Here is a 23,541-nt window from a genome sequence, read left to right as displayed (position 1 = left end):
GGCGACTGCTCAGGCGTAGCGGCCGAGAAGGGATCCGATGTATCCCTCCAGTCTTTGGGCCAGGACACTGGGCGTCAGATCGACTCGGCCCAGTTCACGCCACGGAACAGCGACCTTCTCCGCGTCCGGGGCGAAACCCAACGCGTCGAGCAGCCGCCAGTAGAGATGGGCGGGGCCGTCGTCGGCCAGGGTTCCGCCGGCTGCGACGTAACGATCGGCGAAGTTCATCCCCGCCGGAATCCCGTGCAGAAGGGCGAGGGCCGTCGAGCAATGAGCCACGTCCAGGTCGGCCGGCCCCCAGGACGTCTCCACCCAGTCGACGACACCACTGATCCGGAGATCGTCGCCAGTGCCGGTGAAGAGCACATTGCCGGGATGGAAGTCCCGGTGCAGGAAGCAACCCTGACAGGCCGGGGGCTCCCGGCGGATGACGTCGACAGCCCGCTGCCAGATCTCGGGCCGCTCACTGCCGGCGGGCAAGGTCACCCGCTCGGGAGAGGTCCAGGCCTGGTAGGTGCGAGGGCGTTGCCGAGCGGTCACCGGCAGTTGATGGATACGCACCAGTTGCCGGGCGAGCAGGTCGGCGCGATCGTCAGCGCCTCGATCGCCCAGGCGCACGGTCCCCGGCAGCAGCGTCATCAGGAGGGAGGGGTGATCGCAGTACTGCGCCGTCGCGTCCACCGCGAGGAGCCCGGCCGCAGGCACATCCGTGTCGCCGAGCATCCGCAGGACCGTCGCCTCCCGGGTCAGCAGACCCTCCGCGTGCCGAACGAAGAACGGCTTGACGAAGGACCGCAGGACGAGTGAGCGCCGGCCACCCGGACCGCAGAGGTCCAAACGGCGCATCTCCGAAGTCCAGCCGCCGCGCAACCGCTCCACGCTTTCGATGCGCTCCGCCTCGGACAGCCCCTTCTCCACCCAGGCGCGCGTGGCGCTCCAGTCGTGACTGTCGAGATCCGCACCGACGCCCTCGGTTCCCCCACCTGAACCCATGGGAGCAGGTTATGCGTCTGCCTGTGAGCGAGGGCAAGGCGCGGGGATGAGACGGGACTTGAGGACCTGAGGGACCCGAGGGGCTGAAGGCTGAGGACTTGAATGACTGAGAGGCTGAGGGGGAACGGCTGCCGACGTCGGAAAATCGGATGCGTCGCGATCGCAACCAGCAGTACGGTCCTCCGGTGACTGTCTCAGACGCCGGAACAGACCAGGGCCGAGCCGCAGACGACGATCAGGACGACGACGGCTACTTCGGAGAAGCCGTAGCCGAGAAGTACGACGACCCGTCCTCCCACATGTTCACGTCCGCCGCCATTGAACCGGCGGTCGATTTCCTGGCCGGGCTGGCAGGGCCGGCCGGTGAAGGCCGGGCCCTCGAACTCGCCATCGGGACGGGACGTATCGCGTTGCCGTTGGCGCGGCGCGGGGTCGAGGTGCACGGTATCGACATGTCCCGCGCGATGGTGTCCCGGCTGCGGGCCAAGCCGGGCGGGGACACGATCGGGGTGACGATCGGGGACTTCTCGGCGACGAGGGCCAGTACGGGGGACGGGGACTCGGCCGGGTACTTCTCCGTCGCCTACCTCGTCTACAACACGATCATGAACCTCACCTCGCAGGAGGCGCAGGTTGCTTGCTTCCGCAATGTCGCGGCGCAGCTGGCGCCCGGCGGGACCTTCGTCGTCGAGGTCAGCGTGCCTCGGCTGCGCAGCCTGCCGCCCGGCCAGAACGTCGTACCGTTCCACACGAGCCCGACCCGCTGGGCCTTCGACGTGTACGACGTCGCCACTCAGGCGACCAGCTCGAACTACGTCGAGGTGGTCGACGGGCGTGGGTCGTACCGGTCGATCCCGTTCCGGTACGTGTGGCCGTCCGAACTCGACCTGATGGCCCAGCTCGCCGGGATGCGGCTGCGCGAGCGGTGGGAGGGGTGGGCCCGGGAGCCGTTCACGAGCGAGAGCACGAAGCACGTGTCGGTGTGGGAGAAGCCGGCCGCCGGCTGAGAGGTTGGGCGCCGACTCGGTCACCGAGGCCGGCCGGGTCGCCCAGGTCGCCTCGACCGTTGACCGCGCCACAGTCCGCGACGGCGGCGGCGCGGAGCATCGGCGAGTACGGACGTCGCGATCCCCAACACTCCCAGCCTGGCGAGCAGTTCACGCTCCTGCTCCCGCGTGACCGCCAGCCACAGCGAGGTCCCCGAGCCGTTCGCGCTGAGGATCTGCCGATCTCCTTGCCGCGCCTCGGCGTTGATCGTGAGCGGCGCCAAGTCCAGCAGCACGCCGAACTGTTCGTCGTCGCGGACGTCGATGTCGATGCCCATCCCGGGGTCGTCGCGGCCCGAGCGCCTGCCGTCCGCCGGCGCCTCCGCCCCCAGGGTCAGCAGCTGCTCGTACGACACGAGGGCCTCCGGCGGCCAGACGTCGTCGCTGTACGCGTCCAGGTGAGCCGTGTCGATGACGGGCCGCAGCACACGAAGCGCCTCTCGGTGGACGAGGGCGATGTCTTCGGGGCTGAGATCGAGGTCGTTGAGGAGGACGAGTTCCCGTATGAAGTCGGGGTCACGGTCAGGGGCGGGGGCGGGGCCGGAGTCACGAGTGGCTGTCACCTCCTCATGATCCCCGTGATCCACTCTGGTCGCGGGCGATCCGGAACCCGCCGTGGAATGCAAGGTCACCACGAGCGGTTGGGCCCGTCATGAGCCAAGGCCCCGCACCGCGCGCCCTGTCCGACGAAGCCCTCTCCGACCTCCTGGGCAAGCAGCAGTTCGGCACGCTGGCCACCAACAGACGCAGCGGTCATCCACACCTGACCACCATGGTCTACAGCTGGGATCCGGCGACCCGCATCGTCCGGTTCTCCACCACTGCCGACCGCGTCAAGGTCAAGCACCTGCGGCGCGACCCGCGTGCGGCCCTGCATGTGTCGGGCGGCAACGTGTGGTCGTTCGCTGTCGCGGAGGGCGAGGCGGAGACGTCCGAGATCACGACGGCCCCGGGTGACGCGGTCGGGCGGGAGTTGCTCGCGATGATCCCGGCGGCTGCCCGGCCGGAGGACGAACAGGTCTTCCTGGAGCAGCTCGTGGCCGAGCGACGACTGGTGATCCGCCTGAAGGCCCACCGTCTGTACGGCACGGCACTGGACATCGACGTCGACGCCCTGGACGAGACCACGGCCTCCTTGGACTCCTGACGAAATGGCTCGGCGCAGTCCCGAATCACTGGCCGGCCGAGCGGACGTACGTCAAGATCGCTTCATCTTCGTGGAGGCGACTCGGTGATGGCTGAGCAGTTGGATCTGGCTCTGTTGTGTGATGACGAGGGCAACTGTGTTCGCATCACTGTGCTCGGCCCTCTGCAGGGTGTGGCTGGAGGGCTTGCCGCGGAGATCGTCGTCCACACGCCGTTCGTGAGCGGTCGGGTGGATCTCGCGTTGTGGCGGTCGCGTCTGGTCTCGTGGGGCGAGGCCCTGGATCGTCTTGAGGCCGGCGAGGACATCGCCTGGTTGCATGTCCAGCGTGGCCCTTCCGTCTTCATTCACCTGAACGGGCAGCGCGACTGCCCCGAGGTTGTAGTCGAAGACGTTCTCATCTCCATGACGACCGTGCGAGTGCCGATCGACCTGCCGGCCGACTGGATCGAAACTCATCGGCACCGGCTCGCCTCCGTACTCAGCACTTGGGACGGCCACCTGTCACCGGAGTAAGCGCGGCTTCCGCCAGCGGATGAGTGGCGAACTGGTCTGCGATGCGGTGGAGTCCGGCTTGGTTGCGGCCGTGCGGGATCAGGTCGGCGCCGTCGGCTGCCAAGCGTTCGGCCAGGGCCGGGCCGAGGCCGTCGGTGGCACCGGTGATGAGGATGGTGCCGGGCAGGGTCATTGCTGGTCTCCCAGGTCGATCACCGTGTTGGTCGGAGGTTGTGCAGCCTGCGTGAGGGTGGCCGTGAGGTCCTCGACGAGGTCGTCGCCCATGGGCCGGCGCGTGGCCAGGAGGCGGTACCACAGGACGCCGAACACGATGTCCAGGACGGTGGACGCAGCAGGCCGGGGCGGCAGGTCACCCCGTGTCCGGGCCCGATCGAGGATCACCTCGAGCGCGTCGCGCCGACGCTGCAGAAAGGCGCTGCGGAAGAGTTCGCCGAACTCCTCGTTGATCTGGGCCTCCGCCATCAGGACGCACAGGACGTCGACGACACGCTGCTGGCGGCTGAGGCCGAACATGTCCCCCAGGAAAGCCCGTACGTCGTCGGCATAGGAGCCGTGATCCGCGTTCGTGACGTACAGATCGCCTTTCACCGCGAGTGCTTCGAGGAGAACGTGGGCCTTGGTGGGCCACCAGCGGTAGATCGTCTGTTTGCCGCATCCGGCGCGGTTGGCGATTCCTTCGATCGTCAGGCCCGCGTAGCCGACCTCGCCGACCAGTTCGAACGCCGCGACCAGGATCGCCATCCGGCTCTCCTCGCTGCGCTTGCGTCCCGGGCGTGACTCCGAGGGGGGTTGCTTGTCCATGACCATGGAGGCTAGCTTAATTCGAGACGCAGCGGTTCGAAATAAGGAGACGCCATGTCCCAGCGCACTGCCCTGGTGGTCGGAGGAACGTCCGGCATCGGGCTCGCAACGGCCCGCCTGCTCCAGGCACGTGGCGCCACGGTGCACATCGCCGGCCGCAGCAAAGAGCGCCTTGACGCCCTTGCCGTCACCGACGCCGAACTGGTCGGGCACCGGGCCGACGCCGGAAACCCTGACGAGATGAACGCACTCGCCGAGGCGACCGGCAGCATCGACTGGCTGATCCTGGCGGCCGGCGGAAGCGAAGGGCCGGGGCCGGTAGCCGATCTCGACCTGACGATGCTGCGACGCGCGTTCGAGGCCAAGTTCTGGCCCCACGTCACCACGATCCAGGCGGTCCTGCCGCACCTCACACCGGACGGGTCCATCACCCTGCTCAGTGCCATCACCGCGCGGACCGGCATGCCAGGAACCGCCGGCATCGCCGCCCTCAACGGCGCCGTCGAGGCCCTGGTCAAGCCGCTGGCCGCGGAACTCGCTCCGGTACGGGTGAACGCCATATCTCCCGGGCTCGTCGACACGCCTTGGTGGAACGGCCTACCGGAAGACGCCAAGCGCGAGTACTTCGCACAAACGGCCGCCACTCTGCCCGTCCGCCACATCGCTTCGGCACAGGAGATCGCTGAGGTGGTAGCCCTGGTCGCCACCAATGCCAACCTCACTGGCACCGTCATCGAGACCGACGGGGGCGCGCGTCTGGTCTCGCTCGGCTGACGCGCTCACTCGGCGTGGCGTCCTGCCTCGGGCGCCTCACCATGGCAGGGCCAGGACACCGACGCTCAAAGCCCGACACCGGGGTAGCCCCGGGAGCAGTTCACGTTCGGTGAAGACCTTTTTGGCGACGCGGGTGGCGTGGATGGACCGTGGCATCGCGCAGTAGACGGCCGCCTTCGGCCAAGCCACCCCGCACCCCGCAGGTGTCCGGGTCGGTATCACCGTTCATGAATCCGCTCGCCCGCTTGGCCTGATGACAGACAGAATGCCGAGGTCACATCGTTCAGAGGAGCTCAGAGGAGCTTGGCCATGACCAGTCCACAGCACGCCCGCGACAGCCTGGACGGCCTTGTCATGGGCGATGCCTTCGGTGACAGCTGGTTCGTGCGCTCCGACGAGAACATCGAGGAGCTGTGGACCGCCCGGGCCCTGCGTCCGGCGCCCTGGTCGTGGACGGACGACTCCGCCATGGCTTTCGTGCTCTTCGCCCACCTGGTGGCCCACAACGAGGTCCGCCCGGACGACCTGGCGAAGGAGTTCGTCGCCGAGTACCACCGGGACCCTGGACGAATGTACGGTCCGTCGATGCACGGTGTGCTGCGGCGTATCGGCGAGGGCGAGGACTGGCGGGCCGTCACGGCGGCACAGTTCGGCGGCCAGGGTTCCTACGGCAACGGTGCCGCGATGCGGGTGGCCCCCTTGGGTGCCTGGTTCCGGGACGACTTCGCGGCTGCCGCCGAGTACGCCCGGCTGTCCGCACTGACCACCCACGCTCACCCGGAGGCGGTCGCGGGAGCGGTGGCCGTCGCCGTTGCCGCGGCCCTGGCCGCCGCCAGTGAGGGTCAGGACGCCCCACCACGCGCCGAGTTCCTGCGGGAGGTCGCCTCGCACGTGCCGGACAGCGACGTACGGTCCGGACTACGGGTGGCCGCGAACTTCCCGGAGCGTACGTCGGTTCGCCACGCGGCGTCCGTACTGGGCTCGGGGACGCTGATCTCGGCGCCGGACACGGTGCCCTTCGCGCTGTGGTCCGCCGCCGGGCATCTGGACGACCTGACCGAGGCGTTGTGGCAGACCGTCGCCGGGTGGGGCGACCGCGACACCACCTGCGCGATCGCGGGGGGCGTCGTCGCAGCCCGCACCGGCACGGCCGGCATCCCGTCCGCCTGGCTACAAGCCCGCGAAGCCATTCCTGCCTGGAGCCAATGGGGAGTCCGACAGGACGATCAGTAGCGGGACACGGGACGTCCGGGAGCTCTGGATTCAGCTCGCGGTCGAGTCCTTGGTCAGCGCGTCCATGAAGAGGTCGACGAGCGGACGGGCTTGCTCTCTGGTGCCGTGCTGCACGGAATAGGCGATGCCCCCCATGAGGAGGAGGACATTGTCCGGGTCGACGTCCGTTCGCAGGCTTCCGTCTCGGGCGCCGGCCGCGAGGAGGGTGGCGACAGCGTCGGTGAGGAGTGCGCGGCTGTCGGAGTACGGATCGATACCGGAGGCGATGACCGCGTTGAGGGCTTCGGACATTCCGTTCTTCGCCGTGGCGTAGTGGATGAAGTGTTCCATCCACATCCGGGTGGCCTCGGCGGCCGGGTGCTGGGCGAGAAGGCCGTTCACCTTCTCGCACACCTGGGTGAGTTGGCGCCGGTAGGCGGCGTCGATGAGGACTTCCCGAGTCGGAAAGTGCCGGTAGAGCGTGCCGACACCGACGCCCGCCTGCTTGGCGATGGCGGCAGGCGCGGTGTCCAGCCCCTGCTCGGCGAAGGCCTGCGCGGCGACCTCGAGCAGGCGCTCCCGGTTCTGCAGCGCGTCACTCCTGGTGCGGCGGGGCGTGGCGGGCATGCGGGTTCCTTCGGTGTCGATCTCCGGTTGCTTTCCGGAATCTGTTCCGCTTAACTCTAAACGGAACAGGTTCCGGTATCACCCTACTTCAGGAGACCCCCATGCCCGCTCCCGCCGACAAGGCCTCACGTCACTGGTTCGTCACCGGAGCCTCCGGTGGGCTGGGCCGCCATCTCACCGAGCAAGCCCTCCGGAACGGCGACCGCGTCACGGCGACGGTCCGCCGCCCGGCAGCTCTGGAAGACCTGCGCGAGACGTACGGCGACCGGCTGACCGTCGAGGTCCTCGACCTCACGCGGCGGGCCGATGTGGACAAGGTTGTCGGCAGGACTCTCCGGTGCGGGCCGGTGGACATCGTGGTCAACAATGCCGGATACGCGGTTGTGGGCGCCGCCGAGGAGATGACCGTCGAGCAGATTCGCGACCAGATCGAGGTCCTCCTGCTCGCACCGATGGTGATCACCCGCGCCTTCCTGCAGCCGATGCGTGAGCAGGGCGGTGGCCGGATCATCCAGATCTCCAGCGTGGGCGGCCAGGTCGGCATCCCCACCCACAGCTCCTATCACGCGGGCAAGTGGGGGCTGGAGGGCTTCACCGAGAGCGTCAGCCGCGAGGTCTCCGACTTCAACATTCACCTCACTCTGGTCGAGCCCGGCGCCACCCGTACCGGCTTCGGTTCGGCCCTGCAATACACCACCGAATCGACCGTCTACCGCGACAATGCCGTCGGCCAGACCCGGCACTACCTGGAAACCGCAGACGAGAGTGTCTTCACCGGCGACCCGGCCAAGCTCGCCGCCGCCATCTACGACACCACCCGCCACCCGAGCCCGCCACTGCGCCTGGCTCTCGGCTCCGACACCTATGGCGCAGTCCACGCGGCACTCACCGAACGTCTCACCGCGCTCGAGACCCAGAAGGATCTCGCTGAATCTGTCGCCTTCACCCACTGATCCGCCCACCGGCACGACCCGTCAGGAAATCTCGCCACCAGTGGAGTTCTCAGGCCTCCAGCTCCAACGGCTTCTTGACCACAGGGGGTTCGGCCGCCTCGTCGATGACGTCGCCCAGAGCCTTCCTCCGGCTCACCTGCGTCCGTACCGCCCCCATGCTCGCCACGATGACGAGGGAGATCGCGAGGGCCTCGGGGACGGAGAGGGCCTGGTGGAGGATCAGGAACCCGGCGAAGGCGGCCACGGCGGGCTCCAGGCTCATCAGGACCGCGAAGGTGGAGGCGGGCAGGCGCCGCAGGGCGAGAAGCTCAAGTGTGTACGGCAGGACGGACGACAGCACGCCCACCCCCGCACCCAGCGCCACTGTCGTCGGGTCGAGCAGTCTGCCGCCCGACTCCACGACCCCCAACGGCAGAAACGCCACCGCGGCGACCACCATGGCGAGCGCCAGCCCGTCGGCCTGCGGGAAGCGTCGACCCGTACGGGAACTCAGGACGATGTACACCGCCCACATGACACCGGCGCCGAGCGCGAAGGCGACCCCTACGGGATCAAGGGTGTCGAAACTGCCACCACCGAGCAGAAAGACCCCGGCGAGGGCGAGACCGGCCCAGGCGAGATTGAGAGCGCGTCGGGAGGCGATGACGGACAGTACGAGCGGTCCGAGGACTTCCAGGGTGACGGCGGGCCCGAGCGGGATGCGCCCGATGGCCTGGTAGAACAGCCCGTTCATGCCGGCCATGGTCACGCCGAACAGGACGACGACTCCCCAGTCGCCCCGCGAGTACCCGCGCACCTTGGGCCGGCACACCACCAGCATGATCAGAGCGGCGGCCACCAGCCTCAGCGTCACGATCCCGAAGGCCCCGGCCCTCGGCAGCAAGGTCACGGCGAGCGCCCCGCCGAACTGCACGGATATCCCACCGGACAGCACGAGCCCTACGGCCCCCAGGGTCCCCCACCCCTTGCGCGCCCCCCGGTGCCGCCCCCGAGATCCCCCGGGGGTGGGGACGACAAGCGCGGGCAGGTTGACGGAGGGCGACACGGCGTCCCCCATACCTGCGGGCACGACCGGTCCGGCCACGACGGCCCACGCGGGCAGACGCTCAGCACTGGTCATCTTTACAGGGCCTTCCCATGATCTACGCGCGATCTCCGTACAATGCGATGCACTTTACCGTCCAGAGTAATGGACCGGAAAGGGCATGCGAACCCGTGTACACCCGTGTGACTGAGTGCTTCAGCCGGCGGCTGAGCGCGTCACCTGGCGAGTCGGTCGGTGGAGAGCAGCCACCGCCAGCGTCGGCGCTCCGTGACGACAGTCGCGGCGGCCAGCACGGTCACGGGAACCGCCGCCCAGGCGGGCCAGGCAACCCACGAGGAGATCACAGCCGCAGCGAGTTGGAGCAGCACCAGCAGGATCGTGGCCCAGCCCGGCACCGCGATGATCACGTTGGCCTTGTCCCCTGGAGTGGAGAAAGCCGTCGGAAGACCGATCAGGACCACCACGGACAGGACGGCAAGCAGCCACGAGTGGCCGGCCAGGGCCCAGGGAGTGGCCACCCACGCGACGAGTTCCGTCGCGAAGCGCAGAGCGGACGCGGTGCGGTCGTCGGGTCGTCCCGAGGTCGTTCCTCCACCAGCAGCATCGGTCACCTGCGGACGATCTCACAACGCGCCCCCGGCTGCCAGGAGTTCGGGACGTCGCCGTCGCACCGCACCCTCCCTCCTTCCCCTTCTCCTCCCCCCTCCTCCGCCCCCTCTCCTTCGTCAGCGGCGGGACATGTACAGATCCAGCGCCTTGTGCAGCAGCCGGTTGAGGGGCAGGTCCCACTCCCCCAGACTCTCGGCGGCCTCACCCCCCGTACCGACCTTGAAGCGCAGCAGGCCGAGCAGGTGGTTGGAGTCCTCCAGCGTGTCCGTGATGCCGCGCAGGTCGTACACGGTGGCGCCCAGTTCATGTGCGTCGGTCATCATGCGCCACTGGATGGCGTTGTTGGGCTGGACCTCACGCCGCCGGCTCGTGGAAGCTCCGTACGAGTACCAGACGTGCTCACCGACGGTGAGCATCGTGGCCGCTGCGAGCACCTCGCCCTCGTGACGGGCGAGGTAGAGGCGCATACGGTCGGAGTCCTCGGCGGTCAGCGCGCTCCACATGCGCTGGAAGTAGGGCAGCGGGCGCGGAAGGAAGCGATCACGTTCGGCCGTCTCGGCGTAGAGGGAGTGGAAGGCGGGCAGATCCTCGTATCCGCCCCGGGCCACCGTCACGCCCGCCTTCTCGGCCTTCTTGATGTTGCGCCGCCACTGCTGGTTGAGCCCCCGGTGGATGTCCTCCAACGACCGCCCGCCGAACGGCAGATGCTCGGCACGGCTGATGGGCTGGATGCGGAGAGACACGAACGGTACTCCTTGCGCAGGATGGGCCTACCACCCTAGGAGATCAACTCCGGCCGTTCCATGACCTCCTCGGCCGAGGCCAGTCCAGCACGGTCAACTCGGGCCACTGCTCCTGCCACCGTGCCGCCTTCGCCTCGTAGACGGCCTGCGGGGCAAGCATCGGGTTGGGCCGTACGACGAGGTTGAACATGTCCGACAGTCCGTGCGGCGCGTACACGCGCCAGCGACTGTCCCGTTCCAGGAGTGCGTCCATACACAGCTGTCACGGTCGATGCTGAGCGTGTTCGATTCCTTGACGAGCGTCGGGATGCGCCGTGCGATCGTGGCGATGGACGGGCTTTCCGGCGGTGCCTCCTCTGTCGGGTGTCGTGTCTGTCAGGTGTCGTCGGGACTGCCCGCGAGGGATCCGCCTATCCAGAAGGGCAGTGCCTTTTGGTCTTTGCTCAGTGAGCGTCGTATGGCGTTGACCAACTGCACCTGTGCTTGGGCGGGCGCCCTGTTGGCCTGGGCGAACTCCTCCTGACTCAACGGATCACGCGCCGGGTCGCGTGCCGGGTCGCGCGCCACCTGGTCCAGGAAGGCGCCGATGGCCTTGCCGAAGTTGTCGATCTCCGCCGCGACGGCCGCGGGGGCGACCAGGCTGGCACGGGTCAGGGTCGCGCTCCACTCGCTCCAGTCGTAGTCCCATCCCTGTCGATCGGCATGGGCGCGGCTGATGATCATCGTGAACTTGGCGTAGTGGCTGATCAGTTCTTGATAGGCGAGCAACTGCTTGTCCCGCAGCCACTGACGGTCCTGGGCCCGGTGCGTGACGATGCCCCCGACCAGGACCCCGATCGTGGCGGACAGCGCCCCAGCGGCTGTTGTCACCAGCGTGTCCAGCAGTGCCACCCCAGGCTCCGTATTCCCCGTCGCTCGAACAAAGGCGGACCGAACTTACTGGTGACCAACCGCTGATGACAACGCTCAACTGCGGGGCGCATGAGCAAGATCGGCAGGTCACGCGAACAGGATCATCTTCCGCAAGCAGGTCGAATTCGGCGCGCCCGTACTGCTGCCGATCGCCATAATGTCGACGGCGACCTGGAGCCCGCGGTGCTTACGCCGCGATATCGCGCTGCGCGGCCTGGATCGTCAGCCCCGCCCACCACACGGCCTTCACACCTTGGGGCGCTCGGCGACGAAGGAGCCGAGACCAACCTCCGCACGGATCAGTCCCTCCGCCTTGAGGTGTGCCAGCGCCTTCTGAGCAGTGGAACTGGCGATGCCGAACTCTGCAGACAACTCAACGACCGAGGGCACACGATCGCCCACCTGGTAGTCGCCGTCGGCGATGCGAGCGGCGATGGTTGTGGCGACCTGGCGCCAGACAGGCCTGGTTCGGTCAAGCTCGGGAGTCATGCAGTTGACGCTAAAACTCTGCGGTAGACTGCGCGACCGCAGTAGACTTCGGTAGACCGCGATCAGACCGTAAAAACCCCCGCAACGGGAGCAAGCCGTCCGGGGGCACGGTCACCAGCTGAATCCGACAGGAGCTGATGACATGAGCGACCTTATCGGCCGCCTCATCACCCAGATGAGCCTCCTACTCACCCGGCGCTACAGGCACCGCCGCACATGCCCTACCGCCCTTCCCCTACCCATGGCCGCACCCCCGACCCGCCCCACACTCCCCACCCACCGCAGCCCATACGGCCTGGACGCCGGCGCCCGAATCGAAGGCACCGCCACCAGGTCCGTGCGCCCATACCTCGTCGCCCATGAACAGCGTCTACGCCGAAGGGAGTTGGCGATGGCCACCCCTGGGCTGGACATGCCTGGCCCGTACTGGATCCACGGGATGGAGGTCGCCTGATGTGTACGGCACCGGAGTCCACGGACTCGCCCGAACTTCCTTACGGGCCCCGCCTGTTGCCCTGGTCCGGCCAGGAGGGCAAGCCCTGTTACCTGATCACCGACGACCACGGCGGCCCCGTGTCCCGCCTGGCGGACGCGACCGAGTCGATCCAGCTCGGCATGGGCGGTGAACTGCTCGTCCACGCACGCGAGTTGCTCCCGGACACGCCCCGCGGCGAACTCCGTTTCCTCGCCGAGCGGTTGGCGGAGGCCCTCCGGGATGCGCTTCGCGTAGCCGAGAGCCGGGGGCAGCGGCTGAACCGGCTGAACTGAACACTGCAGCAAGAGGAACAGGGAGTTGGAGTGAGGGGTTCGCGACGTTCCGGGCTCCTCACCTCGTACTCAGAGCCTGGCGAGCACGGTTCGTCCCCGCCCGCACCCCGGCGCCGTGCGAGCAAGGCGGATTCATGGAGGGCCTTCCGCACACGCGGGGCGGGGCAGCTGAACGGCCTTGCGGGTCGCAGCGCTGCCCGCCTTCCGCTGGCGGCCGTCGTTCTGAGACGGACCCGGCTACATCAGCAGCCGGCCAAGCCACTGCCAAGAAAGCCCGCCAGCGCCGATAGTCGCGCTCCAACTGGTCCTCGACAGCCTGAATGGCAACCTCTCGCTCGATTACACATGCAGCTTCCCGCACGGGCTTCTCTCTCGACCAGCAAATTCGCACGGCCCCGGTCACGTACGAGGGGCCTGACGGACCTTCTTGGCCAGGAACACGACGGTTGGGGAACAAGTACTGCTTCTTCTTCAAGGTCGCCTTTCGCCCGGCGGCCGGTTCAGCGCTCTTCGGGGGCCGTGCGCCGACGGACGTCGGTCATCAGTTTGTCCAGCATCTCGGTGAGCGCGGTACGTTCGCGTGTCGACAGGCTGCTGACGAGCGTGGCCTCTCGGCCGAGTACGGCATCGACGGATCGTTCGATGAGCGCGTGGCCTTCGGCGGTGAGGTTCACCATGACGGTTCGGCGGCCCGTGGTCCCTGGTGCCCGCTGGACGAGGCCTTCGCGTTCGGCTCGGGCGACGCGCTGAGAGATGGCACCCGCGGTCACCAGCGTCCTCAGCGCAATCTCGCGGGTACTGAGGGTGTAGGGCGCCCCGGAGCGGCGGATGACGGACAGCAGGTCGAGGGTGGCTGCGTCGATCCGCGCCTCCCGCAGCACCCGGTTGCGGTCGTCGGCGAGGAGCTTGGCCAACTGCCAGATGGGGGTGACGATCTCGATCGATTCGGTCGGGGTGCCTGGTCGCTCCCGTCGCCAGGCCGCGGCGATCTCGGCGGCGAGATGGGCAGGCACAGGGTCCTCAGATGCGATGGCTGCGTCGGCCACGGTGCGATCCCCTGTCATCGTCGGTTATGTTTAGGTCTAAACGTATCAGTGAGCAGGAGGACTCATGACCCGCACCGTGCTCATCACTGGAGGTACCAGCGGCATAGGCCGTGCCATCGCACAGAGGTTCGCCGCCGACCAGGCAAAGGTCTTCATCACCGGCCGCACCCCCGACACCGTCGAACAGACCGCCAAGGAGCTGGGGGTGCACGGCATCGTCTGCGACGCGGCCGACGCCGGTCAGGTCCAGGCGTTTGCCGCCAGGGTCGACGAACTGGACGTACTGGTTAACGCCGCCGGCGGCTTGCCTCAGGCAACCTCTGGCGAAGTATCAGCACTGGACGGGGTGCTCGCCCAGTGGCATGCCAACCTGGCGCAGAACCTACTCACCGCGGTGCTGACCACCACCTCGGTCCAGGACAAGCTCACCAGTGGCAGCTCCATCATCAGCATCGGCTCGATCGGTGCCGAGCGTCGGGGCGGGTCCTACGGAGCGGCCAAAGCCGCTCTGGGCGCATGGAACGCTTCACTGTCCTCCCAGCTCGCCCCCAAGGGTGTTACCTGCAACGTCATCTCTGCGGGCTACATCGCCGACACCAACTTCTTCCACGGTCAGCTGAGCGACGAACGCCGTAGCGCTCTTGTGGAGGAGACACACAACAAGCGACCGGGCACAGTCGACGACATCGCCCAGACGGCCTACTTCCTCGCCTCCCAGGGAGCCCGTCACATAACCGGCCAGACCATCCACGTCAACGGAGGCGCCTTCACCACGCGCTAGCGTCAGTAGGCCCTCGAAACAACGCTCTCGAACTCAGCCACGCCCACGAGCTGCTCCCGGAAACACCACGCGGCGAACTCCGTTTCCTCGCCGAGCGATTGACCGAAGCCCTCCGGGATGCGCTTCGCGTGGTCGAGAGCCGGGGACGGCGGCTGGACCGGCCGAACTGAACCAGGGGTGAGGTGCGGCGAAGTGAGGTGAGGGGCTCGCGGCTGGCCGGGCCCTCTCACCCCGTACTCAGAGCCCCCCGCTCGACTTCACCCGCCTCACCTCGTCGGCAACGGTTCTCTCCCGTCACGCGCCCCGAACGCCCCCAGGGCCTCCGTGTCCGTCGCCCGGGCGTGCAGGTAGTAGTCGGCCCACTCGGCGATCTCCGGGTACGCGCACTCCGCGACGAGGCGGGTGATCGCGGCCGGGATGTCGTACCGCGTCACGCGCAGGTCGGTGCCGGGGCCGAGGAGGCACCAGTGGGCGCCCGGGCGGCCGTACGGCATGCCGATGCTGCCGGGGTTGACGACCAGACGGCCGTGGGCAAGGCGGACGTACGGCATGTGGGTGTGACCGCAGACCACCGTGCGGACCGTCTCGGGGACGTCCGCGAAGACCTCCGTCCAGCGGTCGGGGCGGGAGTCGACCAGGACGATCTCCTCGTCGTCGCGGGGTGTGGCGTGGCAGAAGAGGACATCGCCGAGTCCACGGACGGGGAGGGTGAGCGAGGTGGGGAGGGCCGCCAGGAACTCGACCTGGTCGTCCGTGAGTTGGGCTGCCGCGAAGGGGGCTATCGGATCCGGGATCGACGTCCGCTCCCCTTGTCGGTACTCGACCAGTTCCCGGTCCGCGTTCCCGGCGATCCACAGCACCCGGTCGCCCTGGTCCCGGAGGAGAGCGAGAACCTCGGCGGGCTGGGGGCCCGCCGTGATGTCCCCCGTCAGTACGATCCGCTCCGCGGCGGCCACCTCGGGCTCGGCGAGCACCGCCTCCAGGGCTGGGAGCACCCCGTGGATGTCGGAGAGGACGGCCACCCGGTTCAACTCGGCCCCGCTCATGTCGCATCCCCTTCCAGTTCCGCTCCCGGGTCCACTTCCGGGTCCAGATCCAGTTTCTCCGCCAGTACCTCCGCCAGATGGCGCCCCCGCACCCCCGCCAGCTGCTGCAGTTGTGTCCGGCACGAGAAGCCGTCCGCCAGGATCACCGTGCCCTCGCGCGCTTCCCGTACCGCCGGCAGCAGGCGTTCCTCCGCGCAGGCCTTCGACACCTCGTAGTGGCCCTTCTCGAAGCCGAAGTTGCCGGCCAGGCCGCAGCAGCCGCCCGTCAGTTCGCCCGTCAGGCCCGCTGCCTCGCGCAGTCGGCGGTCCGCCGCGTCGCCCAGTACCGCGTGCTGGTGGCAGTGGGTCTGGCCGGTCGCCGGGCGGTCCACGCGGGGCGGGGTCCAGTCGGGGGCGTGGTGTTCCAGGGTCTCCGCGAAGGTGAGGACCGCGTCGGCGAGGCGTCGCGCGCGTGGGTCGTTGTGCAGCAGCTCGGGGAGGTCCGTGCGGAGGGCTGCCGCGCAGCTCGGTTCCAGGACCGTCACCGGGGTGCCCGCGTCCAGGACCGGTTCCATCAGGTCGAGCGTGCGGCGCAACACCGCGCGGGCCCGGTCCAGTTGGCCTGTCGAGATGTACGTCAGGCCGCAGCAGACCCGGGGAGAGGTGCGGGCGCGGGTGCGTCCGGTCGGCGGCAGGGTTACCTTCAGGCCCGCCGTCTCCAGTACCCGTACGGCCGCCTGTCCCACCGACGGGGTCAGGTGCTCGGTGAACGTGTCGGGCCAGAGGACGACCGCCTGCCGACGCCCGCTGTCCCCTGCGGTCTTCCGCCTCCCCCACCACCACCGGCTGAACGTCTGCGCCGCCACCGTCGGGAGCTCCCGCTCGGGCGCGATTCCCCCCAGCCGTTTCGCCATCGCCGCCAACACCCCTACCCGGCTCAGGGAGTTGACCAGCCGCGCCGTGCGCGTGCGGGCGACCGCCCCCAGCCATACCGGCAGCCACCCCATCGCGTAGTGGGCCGCCGGGCGCAGACGGCCTGCCCAGTGGTGGTGGAGGAACTCCGCCTTGTACGTGGCCATGTCGACCTCGACCGGACAGTCCGAGCGGCAGCCCTTGCAGGAGAGGCACAGGTCAAGCGCCTCGCGGACCTCCCCCGAGCGCCAGCCGTCCGTGATCACCTCGCCCGCGAGCATCTCGTGCAGCAGCCGGGCCCGTCCGCGCGTGGAGTGCGCCTCCTCGCCCGTCACCCGGAAGGACGGGCACATCACGTCCGAGCCCCCTGCACTCCCCTTGCCGACCGCAGGCGTACGGCACTTCGCCACCCCCACGCACCTGCTGACGGCCGCCGAGAAGTTCCCGCCGTCCGCCGGGTAGCCGAAGGCCACGTCCACCGGCTCGCGGGGGAGGACCGCGAAGCGGAGGTTCTCGTCCAGGCGGGCGGGGCGGACCAGCATGCCGGGGTTCAGGAGGTCGTCCGGGTCCCAGAGGGCCTTCGTGCGCTCGAAGAGGGCGATCACCTCGGGGGCGTACATCTTCGGGAGCAGTTCCGCGCGGGCCTGGCCGTCGCCGTGTTCGCCGGACAGGGAGCCGCCGTGCGACACCACCAGCTCCGCCAGGTCCTCCGAGAAGCGGCGGAAGCGTGCCACACCCGGCGCGGTCAGGAGGTCGAAGTCGATGCGTACGTGGATGCAGCCGTCGCCGAAGTGGCCGTACGGCGTGCCGCGCAGACCATGGTCCGCGAGGAGCCGCCTGAAGTCCCGCAGGTAGGCGCCCAGTCGGGGCGGGGGTACCGCGCAGTCCTCCCAGCCGGGCCAGGCCTCCGTGCCGTCCGGCATCCTCGTCGCCGTGCCGCTCGCGTCCTCCCGGATGCGCCACAGGGCTCGTTGGCCGGCCGGGTCGGACACCACGAGGGCGTCTGCGACGTCCGCCGCGCGCACGATCGTGTCCGCACGCGCGCGTGCCTCCGCCGGGTTCGCGCCGCCCGTCTCCACGAACAGCCAGGCGCCGCCCCGGGGCAGTTCGGTGGGGGTGCGGACCAGGTCGGCGGCCATGCCCTCGACCGTCAGCGGGCCGTACGGCAGCAGGCCCGCCGCCGCGTCCGCCGCGCCGCTCTCGTCCGCGTACGCCAGCACGGCCAGCGCACGCGCGCGCGGGGCCTCGACCAGCCGGACGACCGCCTCCGTGACGATGCCCAGGGTGCCTTCCGAGCCGCAGAAGGAGCGGGCGACGTCCGCGCCCTTCTCGGGCAGCAGCGCGTCCAGCGCGTACCCGGAGATACGGCGCGGCAGGTCCGGGAAGCCCGTACGCAGGCGGGCCAACTCGCCCTCCGCCAGCTGTCGCAGGCCCTCAGGGGCGCCTGACCAGCCCTGTCCCAGGCGGAGGCGGTCGCCGCGCGCGCGGATCACCGTCAGCTCGCGCACACTGTCCGCCGTCGTGCCCCAGGCGACGGAGTGCGGGCCGCAGGAGTTGTTGCCGATCATGCCGCCGAGCGTGCAGCGGCCGTGGGTCGACGGGTCGGGGCCGAAACGCAGACCGTGCGGGGCGGCGGCCTCCTGGAGACGGTCGAGAACCAGCCCTGGCTGAACAACAGCCGTCCGTTCCTCGTGGTTGAGGGAGAGGAGGTGGCCCATATGCCGCGTGAAGTCCAGAACGACCCCCGTGCCCGTCGCCTGGCCGGCGATCGACGTGCCCCCGCCGCGCGCCACGACCGGCACCCCGTGCGCTCGGCAGACGGCGAGGGCCGCCGCCACGTCGTCCGCGTCGCGCGGGGCGACCACGCCCAGCGGCACGCGCCGGTAGTTCGACGCGTCCATGGTGGTCAGCGCCCGGGACATGGCGTCGAAACCGACCTCGCCCCGGACGGCCTTCCGCAGTTCCGCCTCCAGCGGCCGAAGATCCGTCATGACCCCAGCATGCATCCCACCACTGACAGTGACCGTCCGAGCGCCCGGCGAAACGTGGACGGTTTGTGGGGACCGAGCCGAAACACCTCAAACTCGCTCACTAACTCCCCTATAGTTACGGCAAGTTGAGCACCATCAGTCACAACTCGCTCACAAACGGATTGCACAGCCACCCCGCAGGGCCCCTTGGCCCAGGCAGCAGCACGGAGGACGCAGCCGGGCACACCGCCGAGGAATCGACCGAGGACCGCTTCATGACCGCGCCCCGCCAGCCAGGCGAACGCCCCGCCTACCGTGCCCTCCTGCCCGCCCCGCTGCTCACCGCCGTACTCGCCGCCCTCGCGGTGGCCGGCGCGGTCTCCCGGGCGTCGAACGAGGCGCGCGTCCCGCTCGCGCTGGGCGGAGCCGGCGCCGCGCTGCTGCTGTGCGCGGCCGTCACCGTGGCCGCCCACGGCCTGCGGTCCGCCCGTCTGGCGCGGCGTCGGCTCACGGCCGTCAGCGACGACGCCGGCCGTCTGCTGCACGACCGCGCGCGCCTCTCCGAGGAGCTGAACCAGGTACGGGCCGGACTGACCGCCGATCTGGAACGGGAACGCGCGCGCGTGTCCGCCGACCTCGTCCGTGAACGCGTCCGCCTCCACGAGGCCTCGGCCCAGGAGTTCACCCGCCTCCAGCAGGCGAAGGCCCACGAGATCACCCTGCTCACCGAGGACGTCGCCCGCCTGACCGAAGAGCTGCGCCGGGCCAACCAGGAGCGGGCGGCGGCCCTCGCGGCCACCGCCAACGCGGCCGGGCGGATGCAGGCGCTGGCCACGAGCACCCTCGCCGACCTGCGTGCCATGGAGGACCGGCACACCGACGAGGACGTCCTCGCCGACCTCCTCCACCTCGACCACCGCACCGCCCAGGCGGGCCGCCTCGCCGACTCCGTCGCCGTCCTCTCGGGCGCCCGTTCGGGCCGCCGCTGGGCCCGTCCGATCGTCATGGAGTCGATCCTGCGCGGCGCGATGGGCCGCATCAGCGGGTACCAGCGCGTGCGCGTGCACTCCGCCAGCGCCGCCGCCGTCGCCGGACACGCCGCCGAGGGCGTCATGCACGCGCTGGCCGAACTCCTCGACAACGCCGCGAACTTCTCGCCGCCGACCGCAGAGGTCCATGTGTACGTCGAGGAGGTCCCCGCCGGGATCATCGTCTCCGTGGAGGACAGCGGCCTGGTCATGAGCGACGTGCAGCTGCGCCGCGCCGAACGAGCCGTCTCCGGGGAGGACGGCAGCAACGACACCAAGGGAGGCGGGCGGAACCCCGACGGCATCGGGCTCGGCGGCCTCACCGGCACCCGCCTGGGCCTCTCCGTCGTCGGCAGGCTGGCCCGCAAGTACGGCCTCAGGATCTCCTTCCGCCCGTCCGCGCGCGGGGGCACCGGCGTGCTGGTGCTCATCCCGCAGGACATCCTGGCCGGGGACGCGGTCGTGGCCCCACCGCTGCCGACACCTCCGACGCCTCCGACGCGAGTGACATCGCCCGTACCGGAGGCACCCGCGGCCCCCGCACCCACTCCCGGCGAACCCTGGGAAGCCCGTTCCGAGAACGAGGAACAGTGGCAGGAACAGGGATGGGGACAGGGACACGGACGGGGACAGCAACCGCCGGTGTCGTACGCGGAGGAGGGCCACGCGGAATGGCCGTACCCCGAAGAGCTGTACGCGGACCAGGCCCGCGCTCAGGGGTCCTACGCGGACCGTCCCTCCACACAGGAACCCCACTCGGACCAGTCCCGGCCCCAGGAACCGTACGCGGAACGGCCTTACGAGGAACGGCCGTACGAGGAACGGCCGTACGCGGAGCAGCGGGCCCAGGAACCGTACGCGGACCAGTCGTACACGGCCGCCCGCGCCGCCGTCAGCGACCTGGACCCGGACCCCGTACCGACGCACGAGTCCCCCGACCACGCCCCGGAGCAGCCGGAGCAGGGGGAGAGCCTCACCGCGGAGGTGGCCTCCGACGGGCTGCCGCAGCGGCGCCGGGGACGTACGCTCGCCGCGGCCGAACGCGCCCGGGGGGCCGCACCGGCCGACGAGTCGAGGTTCTCCATCCCTCTCGCGCCGCCCGACCCTGACGACACGCGCGAGCGTGTGGCCCGCTTCGGGACCTTCCGGCAGGCCGTGCGCGGCAGCGTGCCCGATCAGGCGGCTCTCCAGGGCAGCACCAGCCCGGAGCCGCACGCGCCGTCCGCAGCCCCCGCGCAGGCCCCCTCGACCCCGGCGGAAGCCGCCTCCGTACCGCCCGCCAGCTCACCCCCCACCACCTCCCACCCGGAAGGCGACCCCACCCCATGACCGGCACTGGCCTCGGCCCCGGACCGACGACCGCCGACGAGAAGCTGACCTGGCTCATCGAGGGCCTCCTGGAGCGCACCCCGGGTGCCCGGCACGCGCTCGTGCTGTCCCGGGACGGCCTGAAACTGTGCCGTACGCCGGAGTTGTCCGTCGACCAGGCGGACCAGCTCGCCGCGATCGCCGCCGGTATCCAGTCGCTGTCGCACGGCGCGTCCGTGGAGTTCGGGGACGGCAGCGGAGGGGTGCGTACCGCGATGACGGAGTTCTACGGCGGGGTGCTGTTCATCGTCGAGGCGGGCCAGGGCGCGCACCTGGCCGTCGTCACCACCGAGGACGCGGACACCGGGCTCGTCGGCCACAACATGAGCGAACTCGTCGAGCAGCTCGGGGAACACCTGCGCGCCCAGCCCCGTACGACACAGCCCCGTATGACACAGCCCCATGCGACTCAGCCGCGTACGGCATGAATGGTCCGGGGGGACAACCCGGGAACCGTCCGGGAAGGGACGATTCTCCGGACCGGCTCTACACACTCACCGGAGGCCGCAGCCGCGCCGCTCCCGACAACCCGTTCGACCTGGTGACGCTGGTGGTCGCCGAGTCCGGTCCGGTGCCGGGGATGCAGTCCGAGCACGCCGCGATCCTGCGGCTCGCCGAGCGTCCCACGGCGGTGGTGGAGGTCGCCGCCGTGCTGCGGCTGCCGGTGGGCATCACCAGGGTCCTGCTCGCCGACCTCCTGGCCGCGGGCCGCGTCAGCGCCCGCCATCCGCGCCGGACCGCCATCACCGACCCCGACATCCTGGAGCAGGTGCTCGTTGGACTCCGCAACCTCTGACCGCACGGGCAACACCACAGGCAACGCCACACCCGATGCCGTGGGCAACCGCGTGGAAGTCGACCCGCGTCCGCCCCTGCGTGCCTCCGCCGACAACGGCCTGAAGATCGTGATCGTCGGCGGTTTCGGCGTCGGCAAGACGACGCTCGTGCGGTCGGTCAGCGAGATACGTCCCCTCAGCACCGAGGAGACGATGACGCGGGCCGGTGAGAGCGTCGACGACGTCAGCGCGGTGCGCGACAAGAAGGCCACGACCGTCGCCTTCGACTTCGGCCGCATCACGCTCGACGCCCACAACGTGCTGTACCTGTTCGGGGCGCCGGGCCAGGAACGCTTCTGGTTCCTCTGGGACCGGCTGTTCGCCGGCGCGCTCGGTGCGGTCGTCCTCGTCGACACCCGCCGCCTCGACGACTCCTGGTACGCCATCGACCGCCTCGAACAGCACGGCACCCCGTTCGTCGTGGCCCGCAACGACTTCGGCGGCCAGGACTTCGCCCCGCAGGCCATCCGGGACGCGCTCGACCTCGACCCCGACGTACCGCTCGTACACTGCGACGCGCGCGCCCGGAATTCGAGCAAGCGGGTGCTGATCGCCCTCGTGGAACACGCGAAACACCGCTACCGACGCGCGCAGTCCCAGTCACCCAAACCCACACCCACACACGTGCATTCGCACGACGGCCAAGTGCCCGCACATCGCAACGCACATCACAAGGAGTTGCCCCGGTGACCGCCGCCCATGTCCCCCTCAACGGCCACCGGCTGCGGGCCGAACCCGACCAGGTGTACCGGGAGATGCGGCGCGACCACGGTCCGGTGACGCCGGTGCTGCTCGACGGGGACGTACCCGCGTGGCTGGTGCTCGGCTACCGCGAGCTGCATCAAGTCACCGGCGATTCGGTGCTGTTCAGCCGGGACTCGGAGTTGTGGAACCAGTGGGAGAGGATCCCCGCCGACTGGCCGCATCTGCCGATGATCGGCCGCGGACAGCCCTCGATCCTCTACACCGTGGGCGAACGCCACCGTGAGCGCGCCGCGATGATCAGCGGTGCGCTGGAGGAAGCCGACCCGGTCGAACTGCGGTCGTACACCGAGAAGTTCGCGGACGAGCTGATCGACTCGATCTGCGCCCGGGGCGAGGCGGACCTCGTCCAGGAGTACGCGATGCGGTTGCCCGTACGCGTCATGGCCCGTCTCTTCGGTTTCCCCGACGAGGACGGGCCCGCCCTGGTCTCCGCCGCGCTCGCCATGACCGGCGGGCAGGAGACCGGCATGGCGGGCCAACGGCACCTGGTCGAGTCGATGGGCCGGCTGCTGGCCGCCCGTAGGATGCGACCCTCGGACGACGTGGTCTCGCGGATGCTCGCGAACCCGTACGGCTTCACGGACGAGGAGGTCGCACACGACCTGATGATCATGGTCGCGGCCGGGAACGACCCCACCGCCGACTGGATGGGCAACTCGCTGCGTCTGATGCTCACGGACGAGCGGTTCGCGGCCTCGCTCTTCGGTGGTCGCAGCAGTGTCGCCGAGGCGATGAACGAGGTCCTGTGGGAGGACGCGCCCGTCCAGACCATGCCGGGCCGCTGGGCGTCCCGCGACACCCGTCTGGGCGGCCGGCACATCCGTACGGGTGACCTGCTCCTCCTCGGCCTGCAGGGCGCCAACTCCGACCCCCAGGTCCGTACCGACGGCTCCGCCCTCACCGGCGGCAACAACGCCCACTTCTCCTTCGGCCACGGCGAACACAGGTGCCCTTTCCCGGCGCAGGAGGTCGCGGAGGTCATCGCGAGGACGGGCATCGAGGTCGTCCTGGACCGCCTCCCCGACATCGACCTGGCGGTCCCACCCGAAACCCTGACCCGCCGCCCGTCCCCCTGGCTACGGGGCCTGACCCAACTCCCGGTCCGCTTCACCCCGACACCGGCACTGGACCCGCCAACACACTGACGCTCTTATCTCCAGCACCGGCCCGCATTTCCA

Annotated in this window: 26 protein-coding genes and 2 pseudogenes; 14 read left to right on the top strand and 14 right to left on the bottom strand. The window is 69.7% G+C overall.

Going from position 1 to position 23,541, the window contains the following annotated elements; translation table 11 throughout:
- Nucleotides 1–9 precede the first annotated feature (9 nt).
- Nucleotides 10–993, bottom strand: coding sequence for a phosphotransferase family protein (locus tag OG241_RS31775; RefSeq protein WP_405820112.1), 984 nt, complete (start codon nt 991–993; stop codon nt 10–12).
- Between the two features lie 185 nt (nt 994–1,178).
- On the opposite strand from OG241_RS31775, the gene OG241_RS31770 reads away from it, so the two are divergent.
- Nucleotides 1,179–2,000: a class I SAM-dependent DNA methyltransferase gene (locus tag OG241_RS31770; protein WP_405820111.1), complete on the top strand. Its 822-nt coding sequence runs from the start codon at nt 1,179–1,181 to the stop codon at nt 1,998–2,000.
- Between the two features lie 20 nt (nt 2,001–2,020).
- Here the strand turns inward: OG241_RS31770 and OG241_RS31765 are convergent, their stop codons facing one another.
- Complete coding sequence (locus OG241_RS31765; protein ID WP_405820110.1) at nt 2,021–2,602, bottom strand: hypothetical protein; 582 nt, start codon at nt 2,600–2,602, stop codon at nt 2,021–2,023.
- 89 nt (nt 2,603–2,691) lie between these two features.
- On the opposite strand from OG241_RS31765, the gene OG241_RS31760 reads away from it, so the two are divergent.
- Both OG241_RS31760 and OG241_RS31755 read left to right on the top strand, forming a co-directional pair.
- Nucleotides 2,692–3,186: a TIGR03618 family F420-dependent PPOX class oxidoreductase gene (locus OG241_RS31760; protein WP_405820108.1), complete on the top strand. Its 495-nt coding sequence runs from the start codon at nt 2,692–2,694 to the stop codon at nt 3,184–3,186.
- Between the two features lie 87 nt (nt 3,187–3,273).
- The gene (locus OG241_RS31755) at nt 3,274–3,699 is read left to right on the top strand and encodes a DUF5959 family protein (protein ID WP_405820107.1); all 426 of its coding nucleotides are present in this window, start codon (nt 3,274–3,276) and stop codon (nt 3,697–3,699) included.
- On the opposite strand, the gene OG241_RS31750 is transcribed toward OG241_RS31755, so the two are convergent.
- On the bottom strand, nt 3,665–3,871 hold the full coding sequence (locus tag OG241_RS31750) for an SDR family NAD(P)-dependent oxidoreductase (protein ID WP_405820105.1): 207 nt from the start codon (nt 3,869–3,871) through the stop codon (nt 3,665–3,667). The genes OG241_RS31755 and OG241_RS31750 overlap by 35 nt on opposite strands.
- On the bottom strand, nt 3,868–4,500 hold the full coding sequence (locus OG241_RS31745; RefSeq protein WP_405820103.1) for a TetR/AcrR family transcriptional regulator: 633 nt from the start codon (nt 4,498–4,500) through the stop codon (nt 3,868–3,870). Before OG241_RS31745 ends, OG241_RS31750 begins: the two co-directional genes overlap by 4 nt.
- Nucleotides 4,501–4,554: 54 nt before the next feature.
- Between OG241_RS31745 and OG241_RS31740 the strand changes: the two genes are divergently transcribed.
- The gene (locus OG241_RS31740) at nt 4,555–5,274 is read left to right on the top strand and encodes an SDR family oxidoreductase (protein WP_405820102.1); all 720 of its coding nucleotides are present in this window, start codon (nt 4,555–4,557) and stop codon (nt 5,272–5,274) included.
- Nucleotides 5,275–5,583: 309 nt separating this feature from the next.
- Complete coding sequence (locus OG241_RS31735) at nt 5,584–6,507, top strand: ADP-ribosylglycohydrolase family protein (protein ID WP_405820100.1); 924 nt, start codon at nt 5,584–5,586, stop codon at nt 6,505–6,507.
- 30 nt (nt 6,508–6,537) lie between these two features.
- Here OG241_RS31735 and OG241_RS31730 read toward each other — a convergent pair whose 3' ends face one another.
- Complete coding sequence (locus OG241_RS31730) at nt 6,538–7,113, bottom strand: TetR/AcrR family transcriptional regulator (RefSeq protein WP_405820098.1); 576 nt, start codon at nt 7,111–7,113, stop codon at nt 6,538–6,540.
- 101 nt (nt 7,114–7,214) lie between these two features.
- Between OG241_RS31730 and OG241_RS31725 the strand changes: the two genes are divergently transcribed.
- Nucleotides 7,215–8,066, top strand: coding sequence for an SDR family oxidoreductase (locus OG241_RS31725; RefSeq protein WP_405820097.1), 852 nt, complete (start codon nt 7,215–7,217; stop codon nt 8,064–8,066).
- 49 nt (nt 8,067–8,115) lie between these two features.
- Here the strand turns inward: OG241_RS31725 and OG241_RS31720 are convergent, their stop codons facing one another.
- The 6 genes and pseudogenes from OG241_RS31720 to OG241_RS31695 all read right to left on the bottom strand — a co-directional run bounded on the left by OG241_RS31720 (nt 8,116) and on the right by OG241_RS31695 (nt 11,864).
- Nucleotides 8,116–9,186, bottom strand: coding sequence for an EamA family transporter (locus OG241_RS31720; protein WP_405820096.1), 1,071 nt, complete (start codon nt 9,184–9,186; stop codon nt 8,116–8,118).
- Nucleotides 9,187–9,326: 140 nt separating this feature from the next.
- Nucleotides 9,327–9,722 (bottom strand): hypothetical protein, encoded by a 396-nt coding sequence (locus OG241_RS31715; RefSeq protein WP_405820094.1) that lies wholly within the window; start codon nt 9,720–9,722, stop codon nt 9,327–9,329.
- A 114-nt stretch (nt 9,723–9,836) separates the two neighbouring features.
- Nucleotides 9,837–10,424: pseudogene (locus OG241_RS31710) on the bottom strand (lipid II:glycine glycyltransferase FemX); the annotation flags it as partial.
- Between the two features lie 82 nt (nt 10,425–10,506).
- Nucleotides 10,507–10,704: pseudogene (locus OG241_RS31705) on the bottom strand (nucleotidyltransferase family protein); the annotation flags it as partial.
- A gap of 134 nt (nt 10,705–10,838) precedes the next feature.
- On the bottom strand, nt 10,839–11,354 hold the full coding sequence (locus tag OG241_RS31700) for a hypothetical protein (RefSeq protein WP_405820093.1): 516 nt from the start codon (nt 11,352–11,354) through the stop codon (nt 10,839–10,841).
- A gap of 267 nt (nt 11,355–11,621) precedes the next feature.
- The gene (locus OG241_RS31695; RefSeq protein WP_405820091.1) at nt 11,622–11,864 is read right to left on the bottom strand and encodes a GntR family transcriptional regulator; all 243 of its coding nucleotides are present in this window, start codon (nt 11,862–11,864) and stop codon (nt 11,622–11,624) included.
- Between the two features lie 142 nt (nt 11,865–12,006).
- On the opposite strand from OG241_RS31695, the gene OG241_RS31690 reads away from it, so the two are divergent.
- Nucleotides 12,007–12,318: a hypothetical protein gene (locus OG241_RS31690; protein ID WP_405820089.1), complete on the top strand. Its 312-nt coding sequence runs from the start codon at nt 12,007–12,009 to the stop codon at nt 12,316–12,318.
- Nucleotides 12,318–12,632, top strand: a complete 315-nt coding sequence (locus OG241_RS31685; RefSeq protein ID WP_405820087.1) for a hypothetical protein — start codon at nt 12,318–12,320, stop codon at nt 12,630–12,632. Before OG241_RS31690 ends, OG241_RS31685 begins: the two co-directional genes overlap by 1 nt.
- A 500-nt stretch (nt 12,633–13,132) precedes the next feature.
- Here OG241_RS31685 and OG241_RS31680 read toward each other — a convergent pair whose 3' ends face one another.
- Nucleotides 13,133–13,696 carry a MarR family winged helix-turn-helix transcriptional regulator gene (locus OG241_RS31680; protein WP_405820085.1) on the bottom strand — a complete coding sequence of 188 codons (564 nt, stop codon included), beginning with the start codon at nt 13,694–13,696 and terminating at the stop codon, nt 13,133–13,135.
- A 46-nt stretch (nt 13,697–13,742) separates the two neighbouring features.
- On the opposite strand from OG241_RS31680, the gene OG241_RS31675 reads away from it, so the two are divergent.
- A complete protein-coding gene (locus OG241_RS31675; RefSeq protein ID WP_405820083.1) occupies nt 13,743–14,459 on the top strand; it encodes an SDR family NAD(P)-dependent oxidoreductase in 717 nt (238 codons plus the stop codon).
- A gap of 266 nt (nt 14,460–14,725) precedes the next feature.
- Here OG241_RS31675 and OG241_RS31670 read toward each other — a convergent pair whose 3' ends face one another.
- Together OG241_RS31670 and OG241_RS31665 are read right to left on the bottom strand one after the other, a co-directional pair.
- Nucleotides 14,726–15,505, bottom strand: a complete 780-nt coding sequence (locus tag OG241_RS31670; RefSeq protein ID WP_405820081.1) for a metallophosphoesterase family protein — start codon at nt 15,503–15,505, stop codon at nt 14,726–14,728.
- A complete protein-coding gene (locus OG241_RS31665) occupies nt 15,502–18,387 on the bottom strand; it encodes an FAD-binding and (Fe-S)-binding domain-containing protein (RefSeq protein ID WP_405820079.1) in 2,886 nt (961 codons plus the stop codon). Before OG241_RS31665 ends, OG241_RS31670 begins: the two co-directional genes overlap by 4 nt.
- A gap of 254 nt (nt 18,388–18,641) precedes the next feature.
- Between OG241_RS31665 and OG241_RS31660 the strand changes: the two genes are divergently transcribed.
- From OG241_RS31660 to OG241_RS31640, 5 genes are read left to right on the top strand one after another with little or no spacing between them, the layout of a single operon-like run.
- Complete coding sequence (locus tag OG241_RS31660) at nt 18,642–20,723, top strand: ATP-binding protein (RefSeq protein WP_405820077.1); 2,082 nt, start codon at nt 18,642–18,644, stop codon at nt 20,721–20,723.
- Complete coding sequence (locus OG241_RS31655) at nt 20,720–21,190, top strand: roadblock/LC7 domain-containing protein (protein WP_405820075.1); 471 nt, start codon at nt 20,720–20,722, stop codon at nt 21,188–21,190. Before OG241_RS31660 ends, OG241_RS31655 begins: the two co-directional genes overlap by 4 nt.
- A complete protein-coding gene (locus tag OG241_RS31650) occupies nt 21,187–21,558 on the top strand; it encodes a DUF742 domain-containing protein (protein ID WP_405820074.1) in 372 nt (123 codons plus the stop codon). The genes OG241_RS31655 and OG241_RS31650 overlap by 4 nt, the downstream gene beginning before the upstream one ends.
- 40 nt (nt 21,559–21,598) lie before the next feature.
- Entirely contained in the window at nt 21,599–22,288 is a 690-nt protein-coding gene (locus tag OG241_RS31645; protein ID WP_405826511.1) for a GTP-binding protein, read from the top strand.
- Entirely contained in the window at nt 22,285–23,508 is a 1,224-nt protein-coding gene (locus OG241_RS31640; RefSeq protein ID WP_405820072.1) for a cytochrome P450, read from the top strand. The genes OG241_RS31645 and OG241_RS31640 overlap by 4 nt, the downstream gene beginning before the upstream one ends.
- Nucleotides 23,509–23,541 lie beyond the last annotated feature (33 nt).

The organism is Streptomyces sp. NBC_01390 (assembly GCF_045040105.1).
Lineage (GTDB): Bacteria > Actinomycetota > Actinomycetes > Streptomycetales > Streptomycetaceae > Streptomyces.
This window is presented reverse-complemented; position numbering and strand designations above follow the sequence as displayed.